The organism is Paenibacillus antri (assembly GCF_005765165.1).
Taxonomy (GTDB): Bacteria; Bacillota; Bacilli; order Paenibacillales; family YIM-B00363; genus Paenibacillus_AE; species Paenibacillus_AE antri.
The window spans coordinates 1-17,746 of sequence record NZ_VCIW01000004.1; the positions used below are offsets into that span (position 1 = coordinate 1).

A 17,746-nucleotide genomic window follows, 5' to 3' on the forward strand; every position below is an offset into this window, starting at 1 on the left:
GTTGGTTTAATAACGATATTATACCACATTAACGCGGTGCCGTGTTAAAACTAATAGACAAAAGAAAACTGCCGAGAGGTTTCTCGACAGTCTGACGAATCTCTAATAATTCGCATTATTATGTACCGGTCGTTTGTGATAATGACAGAGTGGCAGGTACAGCAATGGCTATTTTGTGTTATGACCTGGTAGGAGAGTGTAATAATTTTATACTGGTCGAGAATGTGGTTGTAGATCCTGAATATCAACGGAAAGGATTTGGGAAGTTACTCATGAAGTCGATTGAGAAATTCGGGCAACGGAATGAATGTAAATACATTATTCTTGTATCTGAGATGGAGAGGGAAGGATCACACAGATTTTATGAGTCGTTAGGATACACAACGGATCAACAGGGCTTTAAGAAAAGAATAATGCATGGGTAAGAGTATTCGAAAGCGATTCAATGAGGTCGAGGACTTCCGGAACAACATATTTCACGCGCCGTGCTTACGCGAGAGACGTTGGTCGAAGACATACAAGGAAAAAACATAACTAAGAAAGAAGCGGGTTTTTATGAATATAAGACACTACTCTTCTGAGGATTTTCAAGGCTGCGTTGAACTATTTATAAATGTTTTTAATCGGGAGCCATGGAATGATCGTTGGACGCAAGAGAAAGCTCGCCAATATTTGAAAGACTATGTTGACACACCTGGGTTTAAGGGATTTGTTGCGGAAGATATCGCAATTAGAGGTTTTATTATGGGAGTTAGAAAAAGATGGTGGAGCAGCGATGAGTTTTTCATTAATGAAATGTGCGTAGAAATAGCTGACCAAAGAAGTGGAGTCGGAACGAAGTTGCTGGATCATCTTGGCAACGCATTAAAGAGCGAAGGAATTGAACGAATAACATTATTGACGAGCAGGGAAGTACCGGCGGAGCAATTTTATAAGAAAAACGGATTTGTAACGATAGATAGTTTGATCTTTATGAATAAAAACATGTAGGAGTTTGTACGCGCAGGTACATTTGAAACCCAAGGAGTGGAATTGGATGAATTATGGTGCGAACGCCCTCGTTTGTCTGCACATCCCCGTAAGCAATTTACAAAAATCCACCGATTTTTACGTGAACCAGATTGGATTTACTCTTGAAAGGTCACCGCGACGAGGTAATGAAGGGGACTCAAATTCTTTATTGCGGCTGGGGGAAGGCCCCACGATTTTTCTACATGAAACAACTAATGTCGTTACATTGCAATTTCAAAATAATACAAATACGTTTACGCACGCAGTATTTGAAATACATACTGAACATATTGAAGATTTTTATATAAAGTTAAAGTCGGGTGGAGTCAAGGTTGGGGAGAGATACGATAATCCGGGATGCGGGAAGTATTTTGATTTCTATGACCCCGACGGACATATGATGAAGGTGTGTCAGGATTGGAGTTATTTCGAGCAATAGAGGGAGGAAATTGATGATGATAAGTAGATCGCTTATTTATAGGGAAGATGTAAGGAAAACCAACAAACAATTTTACTCTACGAGAGACAATAAAGTGAATAGTTACAGGCTGCCGGAGATGAAATGCTTGGAAGCCGCCGGAGTCGGGAAACGCGATATTTATAAAATGTACGAGTATAAGGAAGTTTGGACGATCGGACGCTTTATTAATCGGGTTAAGTTTTATACTGTAAGAGAATTAGGTAAAAACTTTAGTAGAATGCCACTAGAATTAGCGTGGGGGAACACAGGGAACGATGAATATAAAGTCTCCATGTGGGTACCCGATTACATATCCGGAGATTTATTTGAGATGACGATGAATGATCTCAAGAAAAGGCAAGAATTTATTGGAGATGTCTCTATCTCCCTTGTCGATAAAAGAAAAAGATGTTGTGCGCAATACCTTCACTCGGGAGATTATAACCTTATTGATTCTTCGAAAGAATACCTCCTAGAAGAAATCCACGCTAAAGGATTTACCCCAAAGGGCGGAACGCAAGAAATTTTTATGAATCACCCGCATTGCAACCCACCGGAAAAACTAAAAGTTCTTTTAAGGCAAGAAATCGAAGAAGGATCGCTCGGTGAAGAGCCGGATGTTTAAAAGGGGTGAAGGGCAAGGGGGAAAGCTAAGCAGAAGTGTATGAAGGAGGGTTTATGATGTTTTCAGCGGTTGTGCTTGATCTTGACGGCACGTTACTCGATAAAGACAAGAATGTTTCAGAGCGCAATAAGAAGGCCATTTTGAATTGTTATGCAAACGGCATGAAAGTAATCTTCGCGACCGCTCGACCTCCAAGAGCGGTGAAAGCCTTATTGCCGGAAGAACTTCTATCGATCGGTTCTTTCATTTTCTACAATGGCGCATTCATTTCTTGTAAAACAACGGGTACAGAAGAACATGTTCCAATTGATGTACAGCTTTCTAACGAATTATTAGAATTCTGTCTTCAAGAATATAGGAATATTGAAATAAGTTTCGAGGTGAAAGACGAGTGGTACAGCCTAACAGAAATTGATTACTCGATGATCCAGAGGAGGAAGGGAGATCCGACTGTCAAAACCTTAAACGAACTAAGGGAGTATGAACCGACTAAAATTCTTATCACGTCGTTCGGCGATGGCGCTCCTATTTTAGATAAATTTTCGTCCAGGTTACATATGGTCGTTACGGATCATGGGAAGCTATTGCAGATAATGAACATAAAGGTTTCGAAGGAGAACGGCGTTCAACTTTTATGCAATCGATTGGGTATCGATGTAAGTCGAATTATAGCATTCGGCGACGATCATAATGACCGGGGATTGTTTTCGATTGCCGGATACTCGGTGGCTATGGGAAATGCGATCGCGGAGTTGAAGGAAGCGGCGAACGAGGTGACGGCGAATAACGATGATGACGGTGTGGCGCAAGTTCTCGAAAGAGTAGCGGCGGAACATAATATAAAGCTTGGGAGGAGCGGTTAGGGTGGTTTACGATCTTCAAGGGGAAGCCGGTATGACGCCTGTGGTCGGGCTGTTATATTCCGCAGTGGTACAGAATTACCAACGATTACGGCTAATTTCCGAAGGCATGTCGCAAGAAGAAGTCGACTTCAAGGGGCCAAATCATAACCATAATAGTACCGCCCAACTCATACGACATGTCACGTATGTGGATCTGAATTGGGTTTATAGATTGAAAGGACAGCCGCTTCCTACTTCTTTACAAGAGGAATATGGCCCCATGACCGATGTTAATAACAGGCTTCCAATGGTCAAGGGGGAGTCTCTGAGCGCGCTTGTGTCTAAGTATGAGCGCGTCATCCGAATGCTGAAAGATACATGCAGGGAATTAACGGATGAAGACCTAGTTCAAATGGTTACCTTCGGACATGCAAATGAAAAGCAAGCAACCATACGCTGGGGTCTATGGCATATGGCGGACCACAGCCGCTACCATCAGGCTCACATCAATCAGCTAAGAAAGTGGTACAAGGAAAATCGTCCGTAACGCGATGCAAGCGGGAAATAGCGGGGAGACGCGTGCGTCTTCCCGCTTTTTCGACTCAATAGTACCGGCTATTCACCGGTTGGTCCACCGACGCTTGCAGCCGAACAAGCTTCATTAAGAAGCTTGCCGCTTCGGCGCGCGTGGTTTCCTTGTCCGGGTTCCAACGGCCGTCCTCGACGCTCAACAACTGAAGCTTGACGGAGAGCGCCGCCGCGCCCGGATGCTCGATGCTTTCGACATCCGCGGCGTCGCCGATGACCGGGTCTTCCCGCAGCAGTTCGGCCAAGCGATCGTAGCGCAGCACGTGCGCCGCCCATACGGCCAGCTCTTCCCGCGTCAACGCTTCGCCGGGTCCGAACGATGAGCCGGCCTCATGCTTCGGGTCGATCCAGCTCATCATGGCAAGAACGCGAAACGCCTTGTGCAGCTCGTCGTCGACGGAGACGTCCGCATAATACGGCTTCTCTTCCATTCCGTTCGGACCGTAGTAGCCTTCGTTCGCATAATGCGGATTCACGGCCGCCGCGAGCCAACGGGCCCACTGCGCTCGCGTGATGGCGGCACCCGGGTTCGCGCGGGCGTCTTCGTCCGTGTCCAGCACTCGGAATTGCGCCAACGTCCGAAGGTCCGATTCGGCGGCATGCCCCTCGATATCGATCGGGTCGACCGGCTCGCCTGTCGGCAGAGGGTTCCCGAAGCCTCTTGCGACCCACTTGCCCGTTGCCGCATCCAAGACGGACGCTTCGTCGCCCGACTTCCACTCGTGGCGGTACGTCAACCGAATCTTCTCTTCGACCCTCTCTCCGTTGTCCACGTAATAGCCGCCGAAGCGGTCATATCGAAGCGCCAGGTCGGAGCGTTCGAGCCAGAGGCGTTCAGCCTCCGCTTGACTGATCGCCGCGTCCTTCGGGAGATCGGAAGCTTCCGGCATCGGACCGGAGCTCCAGGCGGCATAGGACACCAACTGTCCGTCCTTGCTCAGCTGCAACCGGACGCTTGCGTCCTGCAGCGGGTATCCGTTGCGGAATGGCTGGTAAGCAAACGAATAAGCGTCCTGAGACGGGTTCGCAGGCATACCGGGAACGGAGCCCTCGATCCGCTTCAACGAGCCTTCGGCATCCGGGAACAGCTTAGCGACCAGTTCGTCCGCCTTACGTTTCGCTTCCGCTGCGGAAATCGCCTCGCCGCCTTTCTGTTCGGGCTCGGGAAGCGCAGCATACGGCGGGAACAGGTCTTTCCGAATTTCGTACACTTGCCCGTTCTCCGCGTCTACCGTCGCCGTGATGCCGGGACCGAAGCCCATAGGAGAGGGGCCTTCTTGTCTCCAGGTTAATCTCCATACGGAACGCTTTACGTTGAAGTCCTCCTGCAGCGAATGCTGCTCGAGCTCGTAGCCGTCCGGCATACGGTACACAGACGCGACGATTCTCTCGGCTTGCGCCCGGGAGATCGTCTTTCCCTCCGGTCGCGTCGGCTGGTAGGCGTCTCCTGCGGAGGGCGCAATCGACTCGTACCGAACGGCTGCGTCCCCTTTAGGGATTTCCATGCCGTCGAAACCGATCCAATCGCCCGTGATCGCATCCATTACGCCCGAATGAGACGGCGTCGGAACCCAAGCGAGCGCCCATTTCGGCTCCTCGCGGTAAGGGTTCAGGTTGACGTAAGCAAGCTGCAGTTCAAGATGCTCCTTGTAGGCCGCCATGGCCTTCTCCTTCGCGATCGGATTCGCCGCCGGCGGCATGTTATCGGGGAGGGGCTGGTACGACAGCTGCGTCGCGTTGCCGTTGCCGTCGATTCCGACGTGGACGGACCGGAACGTCACCGGGATTCCGCGATGTTCCGTCTCGAAGAGGAACGAGTATCGGAACGGTCCGAACAGCGCCCCGTCCAACGAATCGGCGTCTCTTACCGACAATGCGACGCCGTTCAACGAGGGAACGGCTCGCTTGACGAGCGCTTCGGCGGTCTTCCGCGCTTCTTCGCGACTCACCTTAGGAGGGTAATACGACGGTTCTCCGAGCACGGTTTCCGGCACAAACATCGATAATATGTCGCCCGTCATCGCGTCCATCTCGGTGGAAAATCCGTGCGTACTGCGTCCGTCCTCGCTTGAGACCGACCAATTCAGGTTCCAAACCGCTTCCCTCGCAGGCGGGAACCGGTCGCTGCCGAACCGGATTTGATCGAGTTTCGCTTCGCGAAGCAAGGGAAACAGCTTCTTCATGCGCGCTTCCGCTTCCTCGCTGGAGATGTTCGCCGTTTCCTCCGTTATCGACAGCGCGGAGGAACCGTTATGTACGGTTTCGTCGCTTGTTTCGACGGCGGTATCGGCGACCGTACCTACGCTCGCATCTGCGCTCGTCCGCGCCGCCCATGCGGGCATCGCCGCCCCCATCACCATCGAAAGCGTCATTGTGCTCACGACCGCCGCTCGAAACCGCTTCATCTTCTTACGCTGATTTCCCATGTCATCCTCCCTTATAAATGAAGTACACGTAGGTAATACGTAGTTGCGGATGGTAAAGTTTCCCTGAAGTGTATTAATGGACCCAAAGTCCTGGGTCCTAGATTGAATGAAAACTACTTGTCTTTAATATATGTATGCGATATATTGCATATAAGAAAACGAAGAAGTAAGGATGATTCCGATGCCAGTACCTAAAAATTTTGTCTCGCCCGCCCGGATGTCTGCCAAAGAAAGAGCCTTCTCCCAAATTCAACGATGGATTATCGACGGCACGCTGCAACCGGGAGAAAAGCTGATCGACGCGGAATTGGCGGAGTCGCTTGGCGTAAGCCGTACGCCGATAAGGGAAGCGTTTCAGCTGCTCGAAGTCCAAGGTCTCGTATCCACGCATCCTGGGAAAGAAACGAAAGTAACGGCTGTTGAAAAGGACGACATCTTCAAGATGTATTCGACGATGGCCGCTCTTCAAGCGTTAGCCGCCGAAGTCACCGCAAATCTGATCGTTTCGGAGCAAATCGAGCAACTGCGGGCGATGAATCTAGAGTTTGCGAATGCCATTAAGAGCGGGCAAGCTTACAAAGCAATGGAAGCGGATGAACAGTTCCATAACCTTATCGTGGAGCTTTCGGATAATCCGTACGTCGCTTCGTTCAGTGCATCGTTACAGATCCATATCCGGCGCTTTAAATACGTCTTCTTGAAGCAGCCGCTTACGGCGACGCAAGCATCCGTCGAAGAGCATGCTTCGATTATCGCGGCTTTCGAAAAGAAGGACAGCGAACGCGCGAAGGCAACGATGATGCGAAATTTCATCCGTCCGATGCAGGAATTGCACGGATTACTTTAAAGAAAAAGGGAGAGGGACAATGGCGAACGGGAAAGATCTTCGGATTCGCAGCAAAGTAATCAGCGAGGGCGTCAACCGGGTACCGAACCGAGCGATGCTGCGCGCCGTCGGTTTTACCGACGAGGATTTCAAAAAGCCGATGATCGGCGTAGCCAGCACTTGGAGCGAGGTCACCCCGTGCAATATGCACATTAACGAACTGGCCGCCCAAGCCAAGCAAGGGGTGCGTACCCATGGCGGCGCCCCGCTCATATTTAACACGATTACAGTCTCGGACGGCATATCCATGGGTCATGGAGGTATGCTGTTCTCGCTGCCTAGCAGAGAAGTCATTGCGGATTCCATCGAAATTGTAGCGGGAGCCGAGCGGTTCGACGGGCTCGTGGCGATCGGCGGATGCGACAAAAACACGCCCGCTTGTCTGATGGCGATCGGGAGGATGAACATTCCTTCCGTATACGTCTACGGCGGAACGATTCAGCCTGGCAATCTAGACGGAAAGAGCGTCGATATCGTTACGGCTTTCGAAGCGGTAGGCCAGTATCATGACGGGAAATTAACGGATGAACAACTCCATAAGGTAGAGTGCAGCGCCTGCCCCGGCCCGGGCTCTTGCGGAGGAATGTATACCGCCAATACGATGGCCGCGGCGGCGGAGGCTATGGGCATGAGCTTGCCCGGCTCATCCTCGACGCCGGCGATTTCGCCCGACAAGTCGGCGGAATGCGCCGCGGCAGGCAAACAAGTCATATCGCTGCTGGAACAGGATATTTACCCTAAAGATATCATGACGAAAAAAGCGTTCGAGAACGCGATTACGGTAGTTATGGCTTTAGGCGGTTCCACGAATGCGTTCTTGCATTTGCTCGCAATCGCGCATTCGGTCGGCGTCGACTTAGCGTTGGACGACTTCGAACGGATCCGCCTGCGCGTACCGCATCTGGCCGATCTGAAGCCAAGCGGCCGACATGCCATGCAAGATTTGAACGAGATCGGCGGCGTTCCCGGAGTCATGAAGTTACTGCTCGCGGAGGGACTTCTTCACGGCGATTGCCTTACCGTTACAGGGAAAACCTTGGCCGAGAACCTAGCCGAGGCCGCTCCGTTACGAATCGGTCAGGACATTATTCGCCCGCTGGATCAGCCTCTGAAGCCGAACGGACCTTTGGTTGTGCTTAGGGGCAATCTCGCTCCCGAAGGCGCCGTCGCGAAAATGTCGGGCATGAAGAAGCTGCGGTTCGTCGGACCGGCGAAGGTGTACGACAGCGAGGAGGATGCGACGGAAGCCATTGTACGAAACGAGATCCATAAAGGCGACGTATTAGTGATTCGCTATTGCGGTCCGAAGGGCGGGCCAGGCATGCCGGAGATGCTTTCAGTGACTGCATTGATCGTAGGCAAGGGGCTTGGCGGGGAAGTCGCGCTCATTACGGATGGGCGGTTTTCGGGCGGATCGCACGGTTTCGTAGTCGGCCATGTTTCGCCCGAAGCGCAAGTCGGCGGACCGATCGCCTTGTTGAAGAACGGGGACATCGTCAGCATCGACAGCGAAACGCAGCAAATTACGTTTCAAGTGACGGAAGAGGAGTTGGCCGCTCGGGCGCAAGCATGGGTACAGCCTCCGCTTAAAGCAAGCTCGGGCGCGCTATTCAAGTATGCAAGGTTGGTCTCCTCGGCATCTCAAGGCGCAGTAACCGATCGCTAAGACCGAGCGGTCATTATATGATTATCGGGCGATGGACGAGATCCGTCGCCCTTTTTAAGTTCAACAAACGCTTGTTCGATTTTACCTGAATAAGGTAATATCGAGAGGTGGGGCTGCATTGAACTGTCCTTAGAGAGGTGAATGATGGAACATCCGACAAGCGATTCATTGGTAGTTCGTCAGTATATGGAACGGGACATCCCGCATTTAATAAAAATGAGGTTTGATTTTACCGCGGAATCCAAAGAAATCGATGCTAGTCTTTACGAAGCATTCTATCAAGAATGCCTTGCTTTCTTCGAAGAAACGAAGGACACGAAGCGTTGGTACATATGGGTCGCCGAACTCGAGGGCGAACTTGTTTCGCATATCTACGTCGAGTTGATCGATACGGTGCCAAGACCGGGCAGGAAGAAATCCCCATGGGGATACGTAACGAATGTTTATACGGTTCCCGAGTACAGATCGCAGGGGATCGGCGGCAAAATCATGGACGAAATAAAACAATGGGCCAAGGAAAACGGGGTGACGTTCTTCATCGTTTGGCCAAGCGAGGCGAGCGTCGACTTCTATAGAAGGCATGGTTTCGAAAAGGCGGAGGAAGCCATGGAACTCCACTTCATGTAAGGTAAGGTGAGTAAGATGTCGATACAATTAATACCGGTAGATCGAAATAACTGGGAAACGGCGTTAGCGCTTCGCGTAGCCGAAGATCAACAGAAATTCGTGCCGTCCGTTGCCGTCTCGCTTGCCAAGGTTTATGTAAAGCCGGATGGAGAGGATGTCGAATATATCCCCTTCGCGATATACAGCAACGAGAAAATGGTAGGATTCATCATGCACGCCTATGAAGAAAATACAGAAAATATGTACTGGATTAACGGCTTTCTAATTGACGAAGGAGAGCAAGGGAGAGGATTCGGTGGAAGCGCTCTCTCCCTAATGGTATCTTGGATTCGGAATAAGTTCACGCAATGCAAAGAGATTCGCCTTACCGTACACCGGGAAAACAGCAGAGCGAGAAGCTTTTATCTTCAACGAGGCTTCGAATCGACGGGAGCATGGTTCGGAGAAGAAGAAATCTTGAAACTGAACGTATAGGAGGGGTCGAATGAATCCGCCCAAGCATATCGTGTCAGCGGCTGCGATCGTCTTGAACGATAATAACGAGCTGCTGCTTATCAAAGGACCCCGAAGAGGGTGGGAGATGCCGGGCGGCCAAGTCGAACTTGGCGAATCCCTCGCGCAGGCGGCAATTCGAGAAACGAAGGAAGAAGCCGGGATCGATATCGAGATTATTAAGTTCTGCGGCATTTTCCATAATGTGAACGATTGTATTTGTAATACGCTGTTCCTTGCGAAAGCGGTCGGAGGAAAACCGACGGCGACGAGCGAAAGTCTGGAAACGGGCTTCTTCCCGATCGAAGAGGCGTTGCGGATGGTCAATTACTTGAACTTCAAGGAAAGAATCGAGATGAGTCTAAAACTTGAAGGAGATCCGATTTATATAGAATTTAACGGTTCGCCGAAGGAGGGTGGAACATCATCCGACGGAAATCGATCCTTAGTTTAATCGTCGCCGCGCTCATCCTTATTGTTACATATCAAGCGATTCGGATGTTTTCGAGCGGTGCCGACGGCATAAGCATCGGGGAAATAAACGAAAGCTTGAAAGTCGAAGAGATCAAGATGGGGACACTCGAGGCCGATGTGATTCGGAGTTGGGGGGAAGGGGAATATATTCACGGATTCGGCGGTCATGGAAGAGAGTATATGGAAAAGGGGATCCGACTTAGCTTCCCGGGAGACGCCGATAACGATTTATTCGGAAAAGTGGGCGGGATGGAATTTTCCGATCCGGACTACTCCATCTTCGAAATTATCGTGGGGGAAGATCGCATGCACGCAATCGAAACGATCCAGTCCCGGGGGTTTGTTGCAGCGGACGAGTCCGCGGACTTGTACGTGAACGGGGAATTCACCATCGCGTTACGCGGCGAAAGGAACATCGACTTGATCCAAATCTGGTTTCAAGATAAAGATCTAAGAGACAGGGTTTATTAACATGGAATACCATATCCGTAAAGCGCAAGGCTCCGTTATCATTCATCAGTTGGACGAATTACTTGTTCAAAGCAAGCTGGAAGGGTTTCGGTTCGTTCAACGCCTCGTCGACGAGTTTGCGGAGGGGCGTAACCGTTTCGATCAACCGGGGGAGTCGCTATACGTCTGTTACGCGGATTCGAGGATCGTCGGCATTTGCGGGGTGAATCGAATGCCGGCGAACGACGGAATTCGCGTCGGACGAGTCAGAAGATTTTACGTGTCGCCGGCTTATCGGAGGTTGGGGGTCGGGAGGAAGTTAATGCAAGCTTTACTGGCCGATGCGGCAGGGACGTTCGACGAGTTGCAGCTTAGAACGGATTCGATTGCAGCCGATCGTTTCTATCGATCTCTCGGGTTCGCGAGAGTCTGCGATCGCGAGGAGATAACCCACTTCATCCGGATCGTAAAATAATAGAATTCTATAAAAGGGAACAAATGTTCTTCCTTTGACTGGCACATAATGGTATACTTGTGAAGTACAATTGAATCTTGGGTGGGCATAGTTTCCCTTCGAAGGGAGGTGGAACTATGGAGTTGAAGGACGCAATCTCGATTATGCTGTTATTCGCATCTTTCGTCGTTGCCCTTTTAACCTACATCGGGAATAACTACCGAAGAAAGTAAAAACCCACCCCAAGGTTGAGAGCCGAAGGTGGGTTTTTTCTTGAGTGCAGCTTGAGGGAATACCCCGCCCAAGCCAATTGTATAGCCGAGTGTTCGCCGCACTCGGCTTTGTTTATTAAATCATATCATAAAGAAATTTCGAATGAAACCCTAAAAAAGGCAATTCAGCCCCGCCGGATAAGCATTTTTGGAGCTTCAGACGCATTTCGAAACGGGAAACGAGGTGTAATGCGGTTGGTACCTCTCATGTCGGAACAGTTATATGGAACGCTGGAGCGTTCGGAGTCGGAATACATGCTCGATCGCATGGACGCGATAAGGGAGAGAGCGGGGAATCCTGAAGGCGTCGCAATCGAACGGTTCAACGGCGCGCTAGCATTCTACAGTAAGTCGATGCCCTGGCCTCAGTTCAATACCGTGAAGCTGTTCTCCGAAGCGGATATCGACGTATTGGACGGCATTATTGAATTCTATCAAGCGCGCGGTCGCAATCCGCAATTCGAGATTACGCCGGGCAACGGGACGAAGAAGCTATTCCAAGCGCTTCATTCCCGAGGTTTTTATCAAACGGGGTTCCACGCCTCGTTGTATGTCGAACCGACCGGATCGAGCGTGCCTGCAGCCGACGATTCGGTTCGAATCCGGGAGCTCGGGAAGGAAGAGGCCGATCTCTACGCGACGATTCATTGCAGAGGCACCGGCTTAGGCGACGAGGGAATTCCTTACGTCGCCCGAAACAACGAGGTGTTGATGGGGCGCGCGGGATGGCGATTCTACGTCGCGGAACGGCAAGGAATTCCGGGCGCGGTCGGCGTCATGTACGCGAAGGACCGGACGGCATCGCTCACCTTCGCGGCGACGCTGCAGGAATACAGAAGCCGGGGACTGCATACGGCATTGCTCGCGAGACGGCTGTCGGAAGCCCGGGCGGCGAGGTGCGAGCTTGTCGTCGGACAAGCCGCCTATGCGTCGCAAAGCTACCGGAACATGGAGAAGGTCGGAATGAAGTTAGGGTATACGCGCGCGACTTGGTCGAGAGGGTGAGAAGTTCATGGGATACATTAAGGAACTAAGGAAATACGTCGGAACGATGCCGCTGATCATGGCCGGCGCTTGCGTGATCGTCAGGAATGAGGAAGGGCATATTTTGCTGCAAAAGCGAGCCGACACGCTCGACTGGGGAACGATCGGCGGCGCGCTGGAGTTGGGCGATTCCTTCGAGGAAGCGGCGGCCAGGGAGCTGTACGAGGAAGCGGGACTGACCGCGGGCGGCTTCAGATTCGTTGCGTTGTTGTCCGGGAAGGAGATGTATTACAAGTATCCGCACGGAGACGAAATATATAACGCGATGGCGGTATACGAGGCGGAAGGCGTCGAGGGGGAGCCGAAGGTGAACGACGACGAAGGGTTGGCGCTGGCGTACTTCCCGTTGGATCAACCGATTCCGGGACTTCAGCCCTTCTCCGAGCTTATTCTGAAGAAGGCGGGGTACTTATGAAGACGATCTACCTCATCCGCCACTGCAAGGCTGCGGGTCAGGAAGCGGAAGCGCCGTTAACCGAGCAAGGTCTGGAACAGTCCGAGCGATTGGCGGAAGCTTTGAAGGAGATGCAGATCGAAAAGGTCGTCTCCAGCCCGTTCCGACGCGCCGTTCATTCGGTGGAGCCGCTGACTCGGCGGCTCGGGATCGACGTCGCTGTCGATGCGCGTCTAAGCGAGCGCGTGCTGAGCGGACGAGATCTTCCCGATTGGATGGACCATCTGCTGCGATCGTTCGAGGAGATGGACGTCGCGCTCGAGGGCGGCGAATCCTCCCGCATGGCGACGGAACGGGCGTTGGCCGTCGTGAAGGAGCTCGCGAACGGCGAAGCGAACGTCGTCGCGGTCGCGACGCACGGCAACCTGATGGCGCTGCTTCTGAAGGCGTTCGACGCTTCCGTCGGTTTCGAGACGTGGAAAGCGCTGAGCAATCCGGACGTGTACAGGCTCTCGTTTCTGGACGGAAACTTCGTGGAGATGGAACGGGTATGGGTTGAACGAGCAGGAGAATGAAAGCGAGGCGATAACATGATTCGAGTGGAGACGAGCATCGTCGTCGATGCCCCGATCGAGACGATCTTCGACTTAGCCCGGGATATCGACGTCCATACCCGGACGGTGTGGAAGCATACGAAGGAGCGGGCCGTCGCCGGCAGAACGAGCGGCAAGATCGAACGCGGGGAAACCGTCACGTTCCAAGCGACGCATCTGGGCGTGAGGCAGAAGCTGACCTCTGAAATCGTCGAATTCGACCGCCCTCGCAGATTCGTGGATCGGATGGTTCGCGGCGCGTTCAAGAGCATGAGACATGAGCATGACTTCGTGCAAATCGGCGGCGGAGCGCAGACGTTGATGAAGGACACGCTGACGTTCTCGGCGCCGTTAGGTCCGCTTGGGCGGCTCGTTGAGCGGATAATATTAAGACGATACATGACCCGGTTCTTAGAGGATCGAAACCGTGCTCTGAAGAAGCTTGCGGAAGGGATGGCTGCTAAGGGTTCAGTGCAAAGGTAAACATCTTTACGGACCTTCCGGGATCGGCTAAGATAGTGCATAGCGGTTTGGAATCGAATCCATCGGAGGCGGAACGCATGATCGTGTGGATTAACGGGGCGTTCGGAGCCGGGAAGACGCAGACGGCGTTCGAGCTCCACCGGCGAATACCCCATTCGTTCGTATTCGACCCGGAGAACGCCGGCTACTATATTCGCAAGAATGTGCCGTCTTCGGCCATGCGGGACGACTTCCAAGACTATCCGATGTGGCGCGAAACGAACTATGCGATGTTGAAATATATCGACGCGTCGTACGACGGGGTCGTACTCGTTCCGATGACCGTCGTGAATCCGGTTTATTTCGACGAGACGGCGGGGCGGCTGCGAAGCGAAGGGGTCGTCGTGCACCACTTCGCGTTATGCGCCTCGAAAGACGTCTTGCTGCGCCGGCTCCGAAGCCGAGGCGACGGCGAGCGCTCTTGGGCAGCAAGGCAGATCGATCGGTGCATCGAGGGCTTGCGCGACGAGACGTTCCGGCATCATCTCGATACCGACGGATGGAGCGTGAGCGACAACGCCGAGCGCATCGCGGCGCTCGCGCAGCTCGAGCTGCTGCCCGACGAACGAAGCGCCTGGCGCAAATCGTGGGATCGGCTGCGCACGCAGTGGAATCATATTCGCTTTTTTCAATAAGACTTAGGATTATGAATGGGAATGGGACGATTTGACATTGCGTACTTATGATTTTGGTGCGTTTTCCAACTATGAAGCCACATCGCGTATTGACCTGTAAAGACTCATCCGAAACGGAGGCGCGTCTTTGGAGATCCGAGTGTTTGGGGACGAGAGGGAACGGCTGGTCATTAAGGTACGAGGGTATGCATACCCGGATGCGAATTGTTATTGGGACGGCAACTGGCTCGCATGCGACGTGGAGGCGACGACGCCGGGCATTGCGGCTTCGTACCCGACCGCGATCCGCACCGAAGAGTTCAAAGCGCTCATGGTCGAGATCGAACGGCTGCTGGCCACTCGAAGCGGGAAGGCGCGCCTGGAAAATATGGACGATACGATCGGGTTGACGCTGCAAGTCGATAAGGCGGGAAGACTGGCGTGGTCCGGCAGGCTGACGCCCCCGACCGGCCGGCGGACGACGCTGGCGCTCGGGTTTCTCGCCTCGGCGGAGGCGTTGCCGGTGCTGATCGGACAGCTGAGGGACGTCGTCGACCGGTACCCGGTGCGCGGAACGGCGTCGGGCATCCTCGTCGAAAGCATACGGAGCACGGATTGATCGAAGGAAAGAAGGGACAGCATTCGCATGACGACGATCGGTTGGATCCGTCACGGCGTGACGGATTGGAATTTGGAACGAAGAGCGCAAGGACAAACGGATATTCCGCTTAATGACGCCGGCCGGGCGCAAGCCCGGCTCGTCGCGGAGCGGCTGAAGTGCGAAGAAGCATGGGACATCGTCTATTCGAGCGACCTATCGCGCGCGAGAGAGACGGCAGATACGATCGGGGCTGCGCTGAGGCTGCCCGTTCGCGTCGATGCGCGGCTGCGGGAAATTTCCTTCGGAACGCTGGAAGGTACGACGCCCGACGAGCGCGTGCTGCAGTTCGGTTCTTCCTGGGAGTCGATGGACTTCGGAAGGGAATCGCCGGAAGCCGCGGCAGCCCGCGGCGAGTCGTTCGTCGCGGACGTTCTGGACCGCCATCCGGGGGAACGGGTGCTGATCGTCAGCCACGGCGCTCTAATCGGGAACACGCTGCGACGCCTGGCGCCGGAAGCGGAGATGAACGAGCATCTCGGCAATACGTCCGTGACGATCTTTACGTTCGCAGATGCGAAATGGACATGCGAGTTGTACAACTGTACGAAGCATATCGGAGAACGGACGTAAAGAAGCCTGTCCGCTCGAAGTTCAAGAAGGCCGCCTCGAAGTCGAACTCGACTCGGGGCGGCCTTCGATGCGTTGCGTTCATCCGTCGGAACCGGTCATGTCGTCCACCATGGCGCGCATCGCCTTGACGACGGTTTTCTTGTACCGCACGGCGACGAGCAGCACCTTCACCTGCTGCAGCCGCGTCAACCGCTCGAATCGCGGTTCCTCCTTCGCGAACGCGCGGATGATCGACCAGCCGGCGGGCGTGATTTTCTCCGGGTGGAACTTCGGGAACTTCTTCGGCAGGTTGCGGTTGCGGAATTTCCGGATCCAGGACGGGAGGGACGCGGCGGACGACTCCTTGGTTTCGTCCAGGACGCAGGGGGCGTACAGTTTATTCGTATGGGCTTTCATATACCGGTAGCGGTCGTGTCCGCCGACGACGATGAAGCTTCCGTCCCGGCGGTTTTTCTTCACGGCGAGCAGGTTCGAGCTATCCCAGACGACGGCGCGCAGCTGCTTGATGCGTTCGGTGATGCGGACGGTGGCGGATGCGTCGATCTTCTTCAGAGGTATATACTGAATCGTGAATCGCATATACATCCTCTCCTTGCTCATGTATATGATCGACTTTCGTTGTCCTATACGCCGCGCCGCACGGCCGCCGGTTCGCCCTTAGGATAGGCGCTTAGCGAAGGTGCCTTGTTCCGATTCTAAGCGTTCCAAGCTTCTTCGAGAAGCTCGGTATTGATGGCCACGGCGGCCAATGAACCCATGGAAGCGGCGGCCACGACCTGATACAGCTCCGTCGCCGCGTCGCCGGCGCCGAAGATGCCCGGCACGTTCGTCTTGCCGAAGGGGTCGACGACGACGGAGCCGGATTCCGACACGCGGCAGCCCATGGTCATCGGAAGCTCGGAGCCGGCGGCGAGCCTTGGCGCGAAGAAGATACCCGTGCAATGAATGCGCGTTCCATCTTCCAGCTCGACGTGTCGGACCATGCCGTCGATCGACGCGATGCGCCGGATCGGCGAGGAGTAGAAGGGAACTTGATGCCTGGAGAGCTCCTCGCGTTGTTCCTCCGTCCATCCCTCGGGCCCGTTGGTACAGAGGGTGAACCGGCGCGACCAGCCGGAAATCGTCTTGGCCATATGCAACGCTCTTGCGCCGTTCGCGATAAGGACGAGCGGCTGATCCCGCAGCTCCCAGCCGTCGCAATACGGACAGACGAAGGCGCTCTTCCCGTACGCTTCGGCCAGACCTTCGATCGCTACCGGGAGGTCTTTCTTGCCGACGGCGAAGAGCAGCTTCTTGCTTCTTACGATCGTACCTTGCGCGGTCGCGATTCGGAAGTTTCCGTCGACTCCCGAAATCGACGCAGCGGCGTCTTCGACGAAACGAACGGAAGGGTAAGCCTCGATTTGCTCCCGCGCAATGCGCCGAAATTCGGCCGGCGGAATGCCGTCTCTCGTTAGGAAGCCGTGGGATTCGCGGGTGACGCGGTTTCGCGGGCGCCCTTCATCGACGACGACGACGTCTCTTCTCGCCCGGCCGAGCACCAACGCTGCGCTCAAGCCGGCCGGTCCGCCCCCGATGATGCAAGCATCAAACAGTCGGTTCATGTTCCTTCCTCCTATCGAGCACCCATTGAATGGTATGCTCTCGTAAATACTGAAGCAATCGTTCCTCGGCGCCGTCCATCACTTGATGAATGAGGCATTGCGGATTCGAAGGAAGCAGCCCGTCGGTATGGAAACATTCATATAGATGTTGGCGGCCTTCGATAACCTGAATGACATCCAAGAACGAAATTCGTTCGGGAGGTCGAGCCAGCTCGTATCCGCCGCTCGCTCCCGTCACGGCGCGGACGAGGCCGTCCTGCCTTAATTTGGACATGACCTTCGATAAGTAACTTACCGGGATGCCGAGCGATGCGGACAATTCCTTGATGCCTACGTTGACTCCAGGCTCCGACCGGGCGAGGCGAACCAGCGCATGCAGAGCGTAGCTGGTGCTTTTGGAAAATTGGATAATACGCACTCCTTTCCGGAGGTGATTAATAACCATTATAGACCTACAATATCCATTATTGC

At 53.7% G+C, this 17,746-nt stretch carries 25 protein-coding genes; 21 read left to right on the forward strand and 4 right to left on the reverse strand.

Annotation, left to right across the window (positions count from 1 at the left end):
- Positions 1-98: 98 nt before the first annotated feature.
- From FE782_RS33265 to FE782_RS07825, 6 genes are all read left to right on the forward strand, one after another.
- On the forward strand, positions 99-425 hold the full coding sequence (locus tag FE782_RS33265) for a GNAT family N-acetyltransferase (protein ID WP_138193824.1): 327 nt from the start codon (positions 99-101) through the stop codon (positions 423-425).
- A gap of 130 nt (positions 426-555) precedes the next feature.
- The gene (locus FE782_RS07805; RefSeq protein WP_138193525.1) at positions 556-990 is read left to right on the forward strand and encodes a GNAT family N-acetyltransferase; all 435 of its coding nucleotides are present in this window, start codon (positions 556-558) and stop codon (positions 988-990) included.
- Between the two features lie 46 nt (positions 991-1,036).
- Complete coding sequence (locus tag FE782_RS07810) at positions 1,037-1,450, forward strand: VOC family protein (protein ID WP_138193526.1); 414 nt, start codon at positions 1,037-1,039, stop codon at positions 1,448-1,450.
- Between the two features lie 127 nt (positions 1,451-1,577).
- Positions 1,578-2,096 (forward strand): hypothetical protein, encoded by a 519-nt coding sequence (locus FE782_RS07815; protein WP_158299290.1) that lies wholly within the window; start codon positions 1,578-1,580, stop codon positions 2,094-2,096.
- A gap of 56 nt (positions 2,097-2,152) precedes the next feature.
- Positions 2,153-2,959, forward strand: a complete 807-nt coding sequence (locus FE782_RS07820) for an HAD family hydrolase (RefSeq protein ID WP_158299291.1) — start codon at positions 2,153-2,155, stop codon at positions 2,957-2,959.
- 1 nt (position 2,960) lies between these two features.
- Positions 2,961-3,485: a DinB family protein gene (locus tag FE782_RS07825; RefSeq protein ID WP_138193529.1), complete on the forward strand. Its 525-nt coding sequence runs from the start codon at positions 2,961-2,963 to the stop codon at positions 3,483-3,485.
- A 55-nt stretch (positions 3,486-3,540) separates the two neighbouring features.
- Here FE782_RS07825 and FE782_RS07830 read toward each other — a convergent pair whose 3' ends face one another.
- Positions 3,541-5,952 (reverse strand): YcdB/YcdC domain-containing protein, encoded by a 2,412-nt coding sequence (locus FE782_RS07830; RefSeq protein ID WP_138193530.1) that lies wholly within the window; start codon positions 5,950-5,952, stop codon positions 3,541-3,543.
- Between the two features lie 181 nt (positions 5,953-6,133).
- Here FE782_RS07830 and FE782_RS07835 point away from each other — a divergent pair, with 181 nt between their 5' ends.
- The 15 genes from FE782_RS07835 (at position 6,134) to FE782_RS07900 (ending at position 15,671) form a co-directional block, all read left to right on the forward strand.
- Positions 6,134-6,799 carry a GntR family transcriptional regulator gene (locus FE782_RS07835; RefSeq protein ID WP_138193531.1) on the forward strand — a complete coding sequence of 222 codons (666 nt, stop codon included), beginning with the start codon at positions 6,134-6,136 and terminating at the stop codon, positions 6,797-6,799.
- 19 nt (positions 6,800-6,818) lie between these two features.
- Positions 6,819-8,504 carry a dihydroxy-acid dehydratase gene (gene ilvD / locus FE782_RS07840; RefSeq protein ID WP_138193532.1) on the forward strand — a complete coding sequence of 562 codons (1,686 nt, stop codon included), beginning with the start codon at positions 6,819-6,821 and terminating at the stop codon, positions 8,502-8,504.
- 144 nt (positions 8,505-8,648) lie between these two features.
- Positions 8,649-9,131: a GNAT family N-acetyltransferase gene (locus FE782_RS07845; RefSeq protein ID WP_238392382.1), complete on the forward strand. Its 483-nt coding sequence runs from the start codon at positions 8,649-8,651 to the stop codon at positions 9,129-9,131.
- A gap of 15 nt (positions 9,132-9,146) precedes the next feature.
- Entirely contained in the window at positions 9,147-9,605 is a 459-nt protein-coding gene (locus FE782_RS07850) for a GNAT family N-acetyltransferase (protein WP_138193533.1), read from the forward strand.
- A 10-nt stretch (positions 9,606-9,615) separates the two neighbouring features.
- The gene (locus tag FE782_RS07855; RefSeq protein WP_138193534.1) at positions 9,616-10,077 is read left to right on the forward strand and encodes an NUDIX hydrolase; all 462 of its coding nucleotides are present in this window, start codon (positions 9,616-9,618) and stop codon (positions 10,075-10,077) included.
- A 326-nt stretch (positions 10,078-10,403) separates the two neighbouring features.
- Positions 10,404-10,568 (forward strand): hypothetical protein, encoded by a 165-nt coding sequence (locus tag FE782_RS32235; protein WP_158299292.1) that lies wholly within the window; start codon positions 10,404-10,406, stop codon positions 10,566-10,568.
- 1 nt (position 10,569) lies between these two features.
- Positions 10,570-11,022, forward strand: a complete 453-nt coding sequence (locus tag FE782_RS07865; protein WP_138193536.1) for a GNAT family N-acetyltransferase — start codon at positions 10,570-10,572, stop codon at positions 11,020-11,022.
- A gap of 143 nt (positions 11,023-11,165) precedes the next feature.
- A complete protein-coding gene (locus FE782_RS32745; RefSeq protein ID WP_238392401.1) occupies positions 11,166-11,234 on the forward strand; it encodes a putative holin-like toxin in 69 nt (22 codons plus the stop codon).
- A 246-nt stretch (positions 11,235-11,480) separates the two neighbouring features.
- Positions 11,481-12,278 carry a GNAT family N-acetyltransferase gene (locus FE782_RS07870; protein ID WP_238392383.1) on the forward strand — a complete coding sequence of 266 codons (798 nt, stop codon included), beginning with the start codon at positions 11,481-11,483 and terminating at the stop codon, positions 12,276-12,278.
- A gap of 7 nt (positions 12,279-12,285) precedes the next feature.
- Positions 12,286-12,732 (forward strand): NUDIX hydrolase, encoded by a 447-nt coding sequence (locus tag FE782_RS07875; protein WP_138193537.1) that lies wholly within the window; start codon positions 12,286-12,288, stop codon positions 12,730-12,732.
- Positions 12,729-13,286: a histidine phosphatase family protein gene (locus FE782_RS07880; protein ID WP_138193538.1), complete on the forward strand. Its 558-nt coding sequence runs from the start codon at positions 12,729-12,731 to the stop codon at positions 13,284-13,286. Before FE782_RS07875 ends, FE782_RS07880 begins: the two co-directional genes overlap by 4 nt.
- 15 nt (positions 13,287-13,301) lie before the next feature.
- Complete coding sequence (locus FE782_RS07885) at positions 13,302-13,787, forward strand: SRPBCC family protein (protein ID WP_138193539.1); 486 nt, start codon at positions 13,302-13,304, stop codon at positions 13,785-13,787.
- 77 nt (positions 13,788-13,864) lie between these two features.
- Positions 13,865-14,461: an AAA family ATPase gene (locus FE782_RS07890; RefSeq protein WP_138193540.1), complete on the forward strand. Its 597-nt coding sequence runs from the start codon at positions 13,865-13,867 to the stop codon at positions 14,459-14,461.
- Positions 14,462-14,588: 127 nt separating this feature from the next.
- A complete protein-coding gene (locus FE782_RS07895) occupies positions 14,589-15,059 on the forward strand; it encodes a WapI family immunity protein (RefSeq protein WP_138193541.1) in 471 nt (156 codons plus the stop codon).
- Between the two features lie 27 nt (positions 15,060-15,086).
- Entirely contained in the window at positions 15,087-15,671 is a 585-nt protein-coding gene (locus FE782_RS07900; protein ID WP_138193542.1) for a histidine phosphatase family protein, read from the forward strand.
- A gap of 78 nt (positions 15,672-15,749) precedes the next feature.
- Here FE782_RS07900 and FE782_RS07905 read toward each other — a convergent pair whose 3' ends face one another.
- The 3 genes from FE782_RS07905 to FE782_RS07915 form a co-directional block, all read right to left on the reverse strand.
- On the reverse strand, positions 15,750-16,250 hold the full coding sequence (locus tag FE782_RS07905; protein WP_138193543.1) for a hypothetical protein: 501 nt from the start codon (positions 16,248-16,250) through the stop codon (positions 15,750-15,752).
- A 116-nt stretch (positions 16,251-16,366) separates the two neighbouring features.
- Positions 16,367-17,275: an NAD(P)/FAD-dependent oxidoreductase gene (locus FE782_RS07910; RefSeq protein WP_138193544.1), complete on the reverse strand. Its 909-nt coding sequence runs from the start codon at positions 17,273-17,275 to the stop codon at positions 16,367-16,369.
- Positions 17,259-17,684, reverse strand: a complete 426-nt coding sequence (locus tag FE782_RS07915; RefSeq protein WP_138193827.1) for an RrF2 family transcriptional regulator — start codon at positions 17,682-17,684, stop codon at positions 17,259-17,261. Before FE782_RS07915 ends, FE782_RS07910 begins: the two co-directional genes overlap by 17 nt.
- Positions 17,685-17,746: the final 62 nt, after the last annotated feature.

Coding starts and splice junctions, on each gene's coding strand:
- FE782_RS07875 (WP_138193537.1), top strand. CDS start 12,286: ATGGGATACATTAAGGAACTAAGGAAATACGTCGGAACGATGCCGCTG.
- FE782_RS07880 (WP_138193538.1), top strand. CDS start 12,729: ATGAAGACGATCTACCTCATCCGCCACTGCAAGGCTGCGGGTCAGGAA.
- FE782_RS07865 (WP_138193536.1), top strand. CDS start 10,570: ATGGAATACCATATCCGTAAAGCGCAAGGCTCCGTTATCATTCATCAG.
- FE782_RS07850 (WP_138193533.1), top strand. CDS start 9,147: ATGTCGATACAATTAATACCGGTAGATCGAAATAACTGGGAAACGGCG.
- FE782_RS07870 (WP_238392383.1), top strand. CDS start 11,481: ATGTCGGAACAGTTATATGGAACGCTGGAGCGTTCGGAGTCGGAATAC.
- FE782_RS07855 (WP_138193534.1), top strand. CDS start 9,616: ATGAATCCGCCCAAGCATATCGTGTCAGCGGCTGCGATCGTCTTGAAC.
- ilvD (WP_138193532.1), top strand. CDS start 6,819: ATGGCGAACGGGAAAGATCTTCGGATTCGCAGCAAAGTAATCAGCGAG.
- FE782_RS07805 (WP_138193525.1), top strand. CDS start 556: ATGAATATAAGACACTACTCTTCTGAGGATTTTCAAGGCTGCGTTGAA.
- FE782_RS07845 (WP_238392382.1), top strand. CDS start 8,649: ATGGAACATCCGACAAGCGATTCATTGGTAGTTCGTCAGTATATGGAA.
- FE782_RS07900 (WP_138193542.1), top strand. CDS start 15,087: ATGACGACGATCGGTTGGATCCGTCACGGCGTGACGGATTGGAATTTG.
- FE782_RS07885 (WP_138193539.1), top strand. CDS start 13,302: ATGATTCGAGTGGAGACGAGCATCGTCGTCGATGCCCCGATCGAGACG.
- FE782_RS07820 (WP_158299291.1), top strand. CDS start 2,153: ATGTTTTCAGCGGTTGTGCTTGATCTTGACGGCACGTTACTCGATAAA.
- FE782_RS07905 (WP_138193543.1), bottom strand. CDS start 16,250: ATGCGATTCACGATTCAGTATATACCTCTGAAGAAGATCGACGCATCC.
- FE782_RS07910 (WP_138193544.1), bottom strand. CDS start 17,275: ATGAACCGACTGTTTGATGCTTGCATCATCGGGGGCGGACCGGCCGGC.
- FE782_RS07830 (WP_138193530.1), bottom strand. CDS start 5,952: ATGGGAAATCAGCGTAAGAAGATGAAGCGGTTTCGAGCGGCGGTCGTG.
- FE782_RS07835 (WP_138193531.1), top strand. CDS start 6,134: ATGCCAGTACCTAAAAATTTTGTCTCGCCCGCCCGGATGTCTGCCAAA.
- FE782_RS32235 (WP_158299292.1), top strand. CDS start 10,404: ATGCACGCAATCGAAACGATCCAGTCCCGGGGGTTTGTTGCAGCGGAC.
- FE782_RS07810 (WP_138193526.1), top strand. CDS start 1,037: ATGAATTATGGTGCGAACGCCCTCGTTTGTCTGCACATCCCCGTAAGC.
- FE782_RS07890 (WP_138193540.1), top strand. CDS start 13,865: ATGATCGTGTGGATTAACGGGGCGTTCGGAGCCGGGAAGACGCAGACG.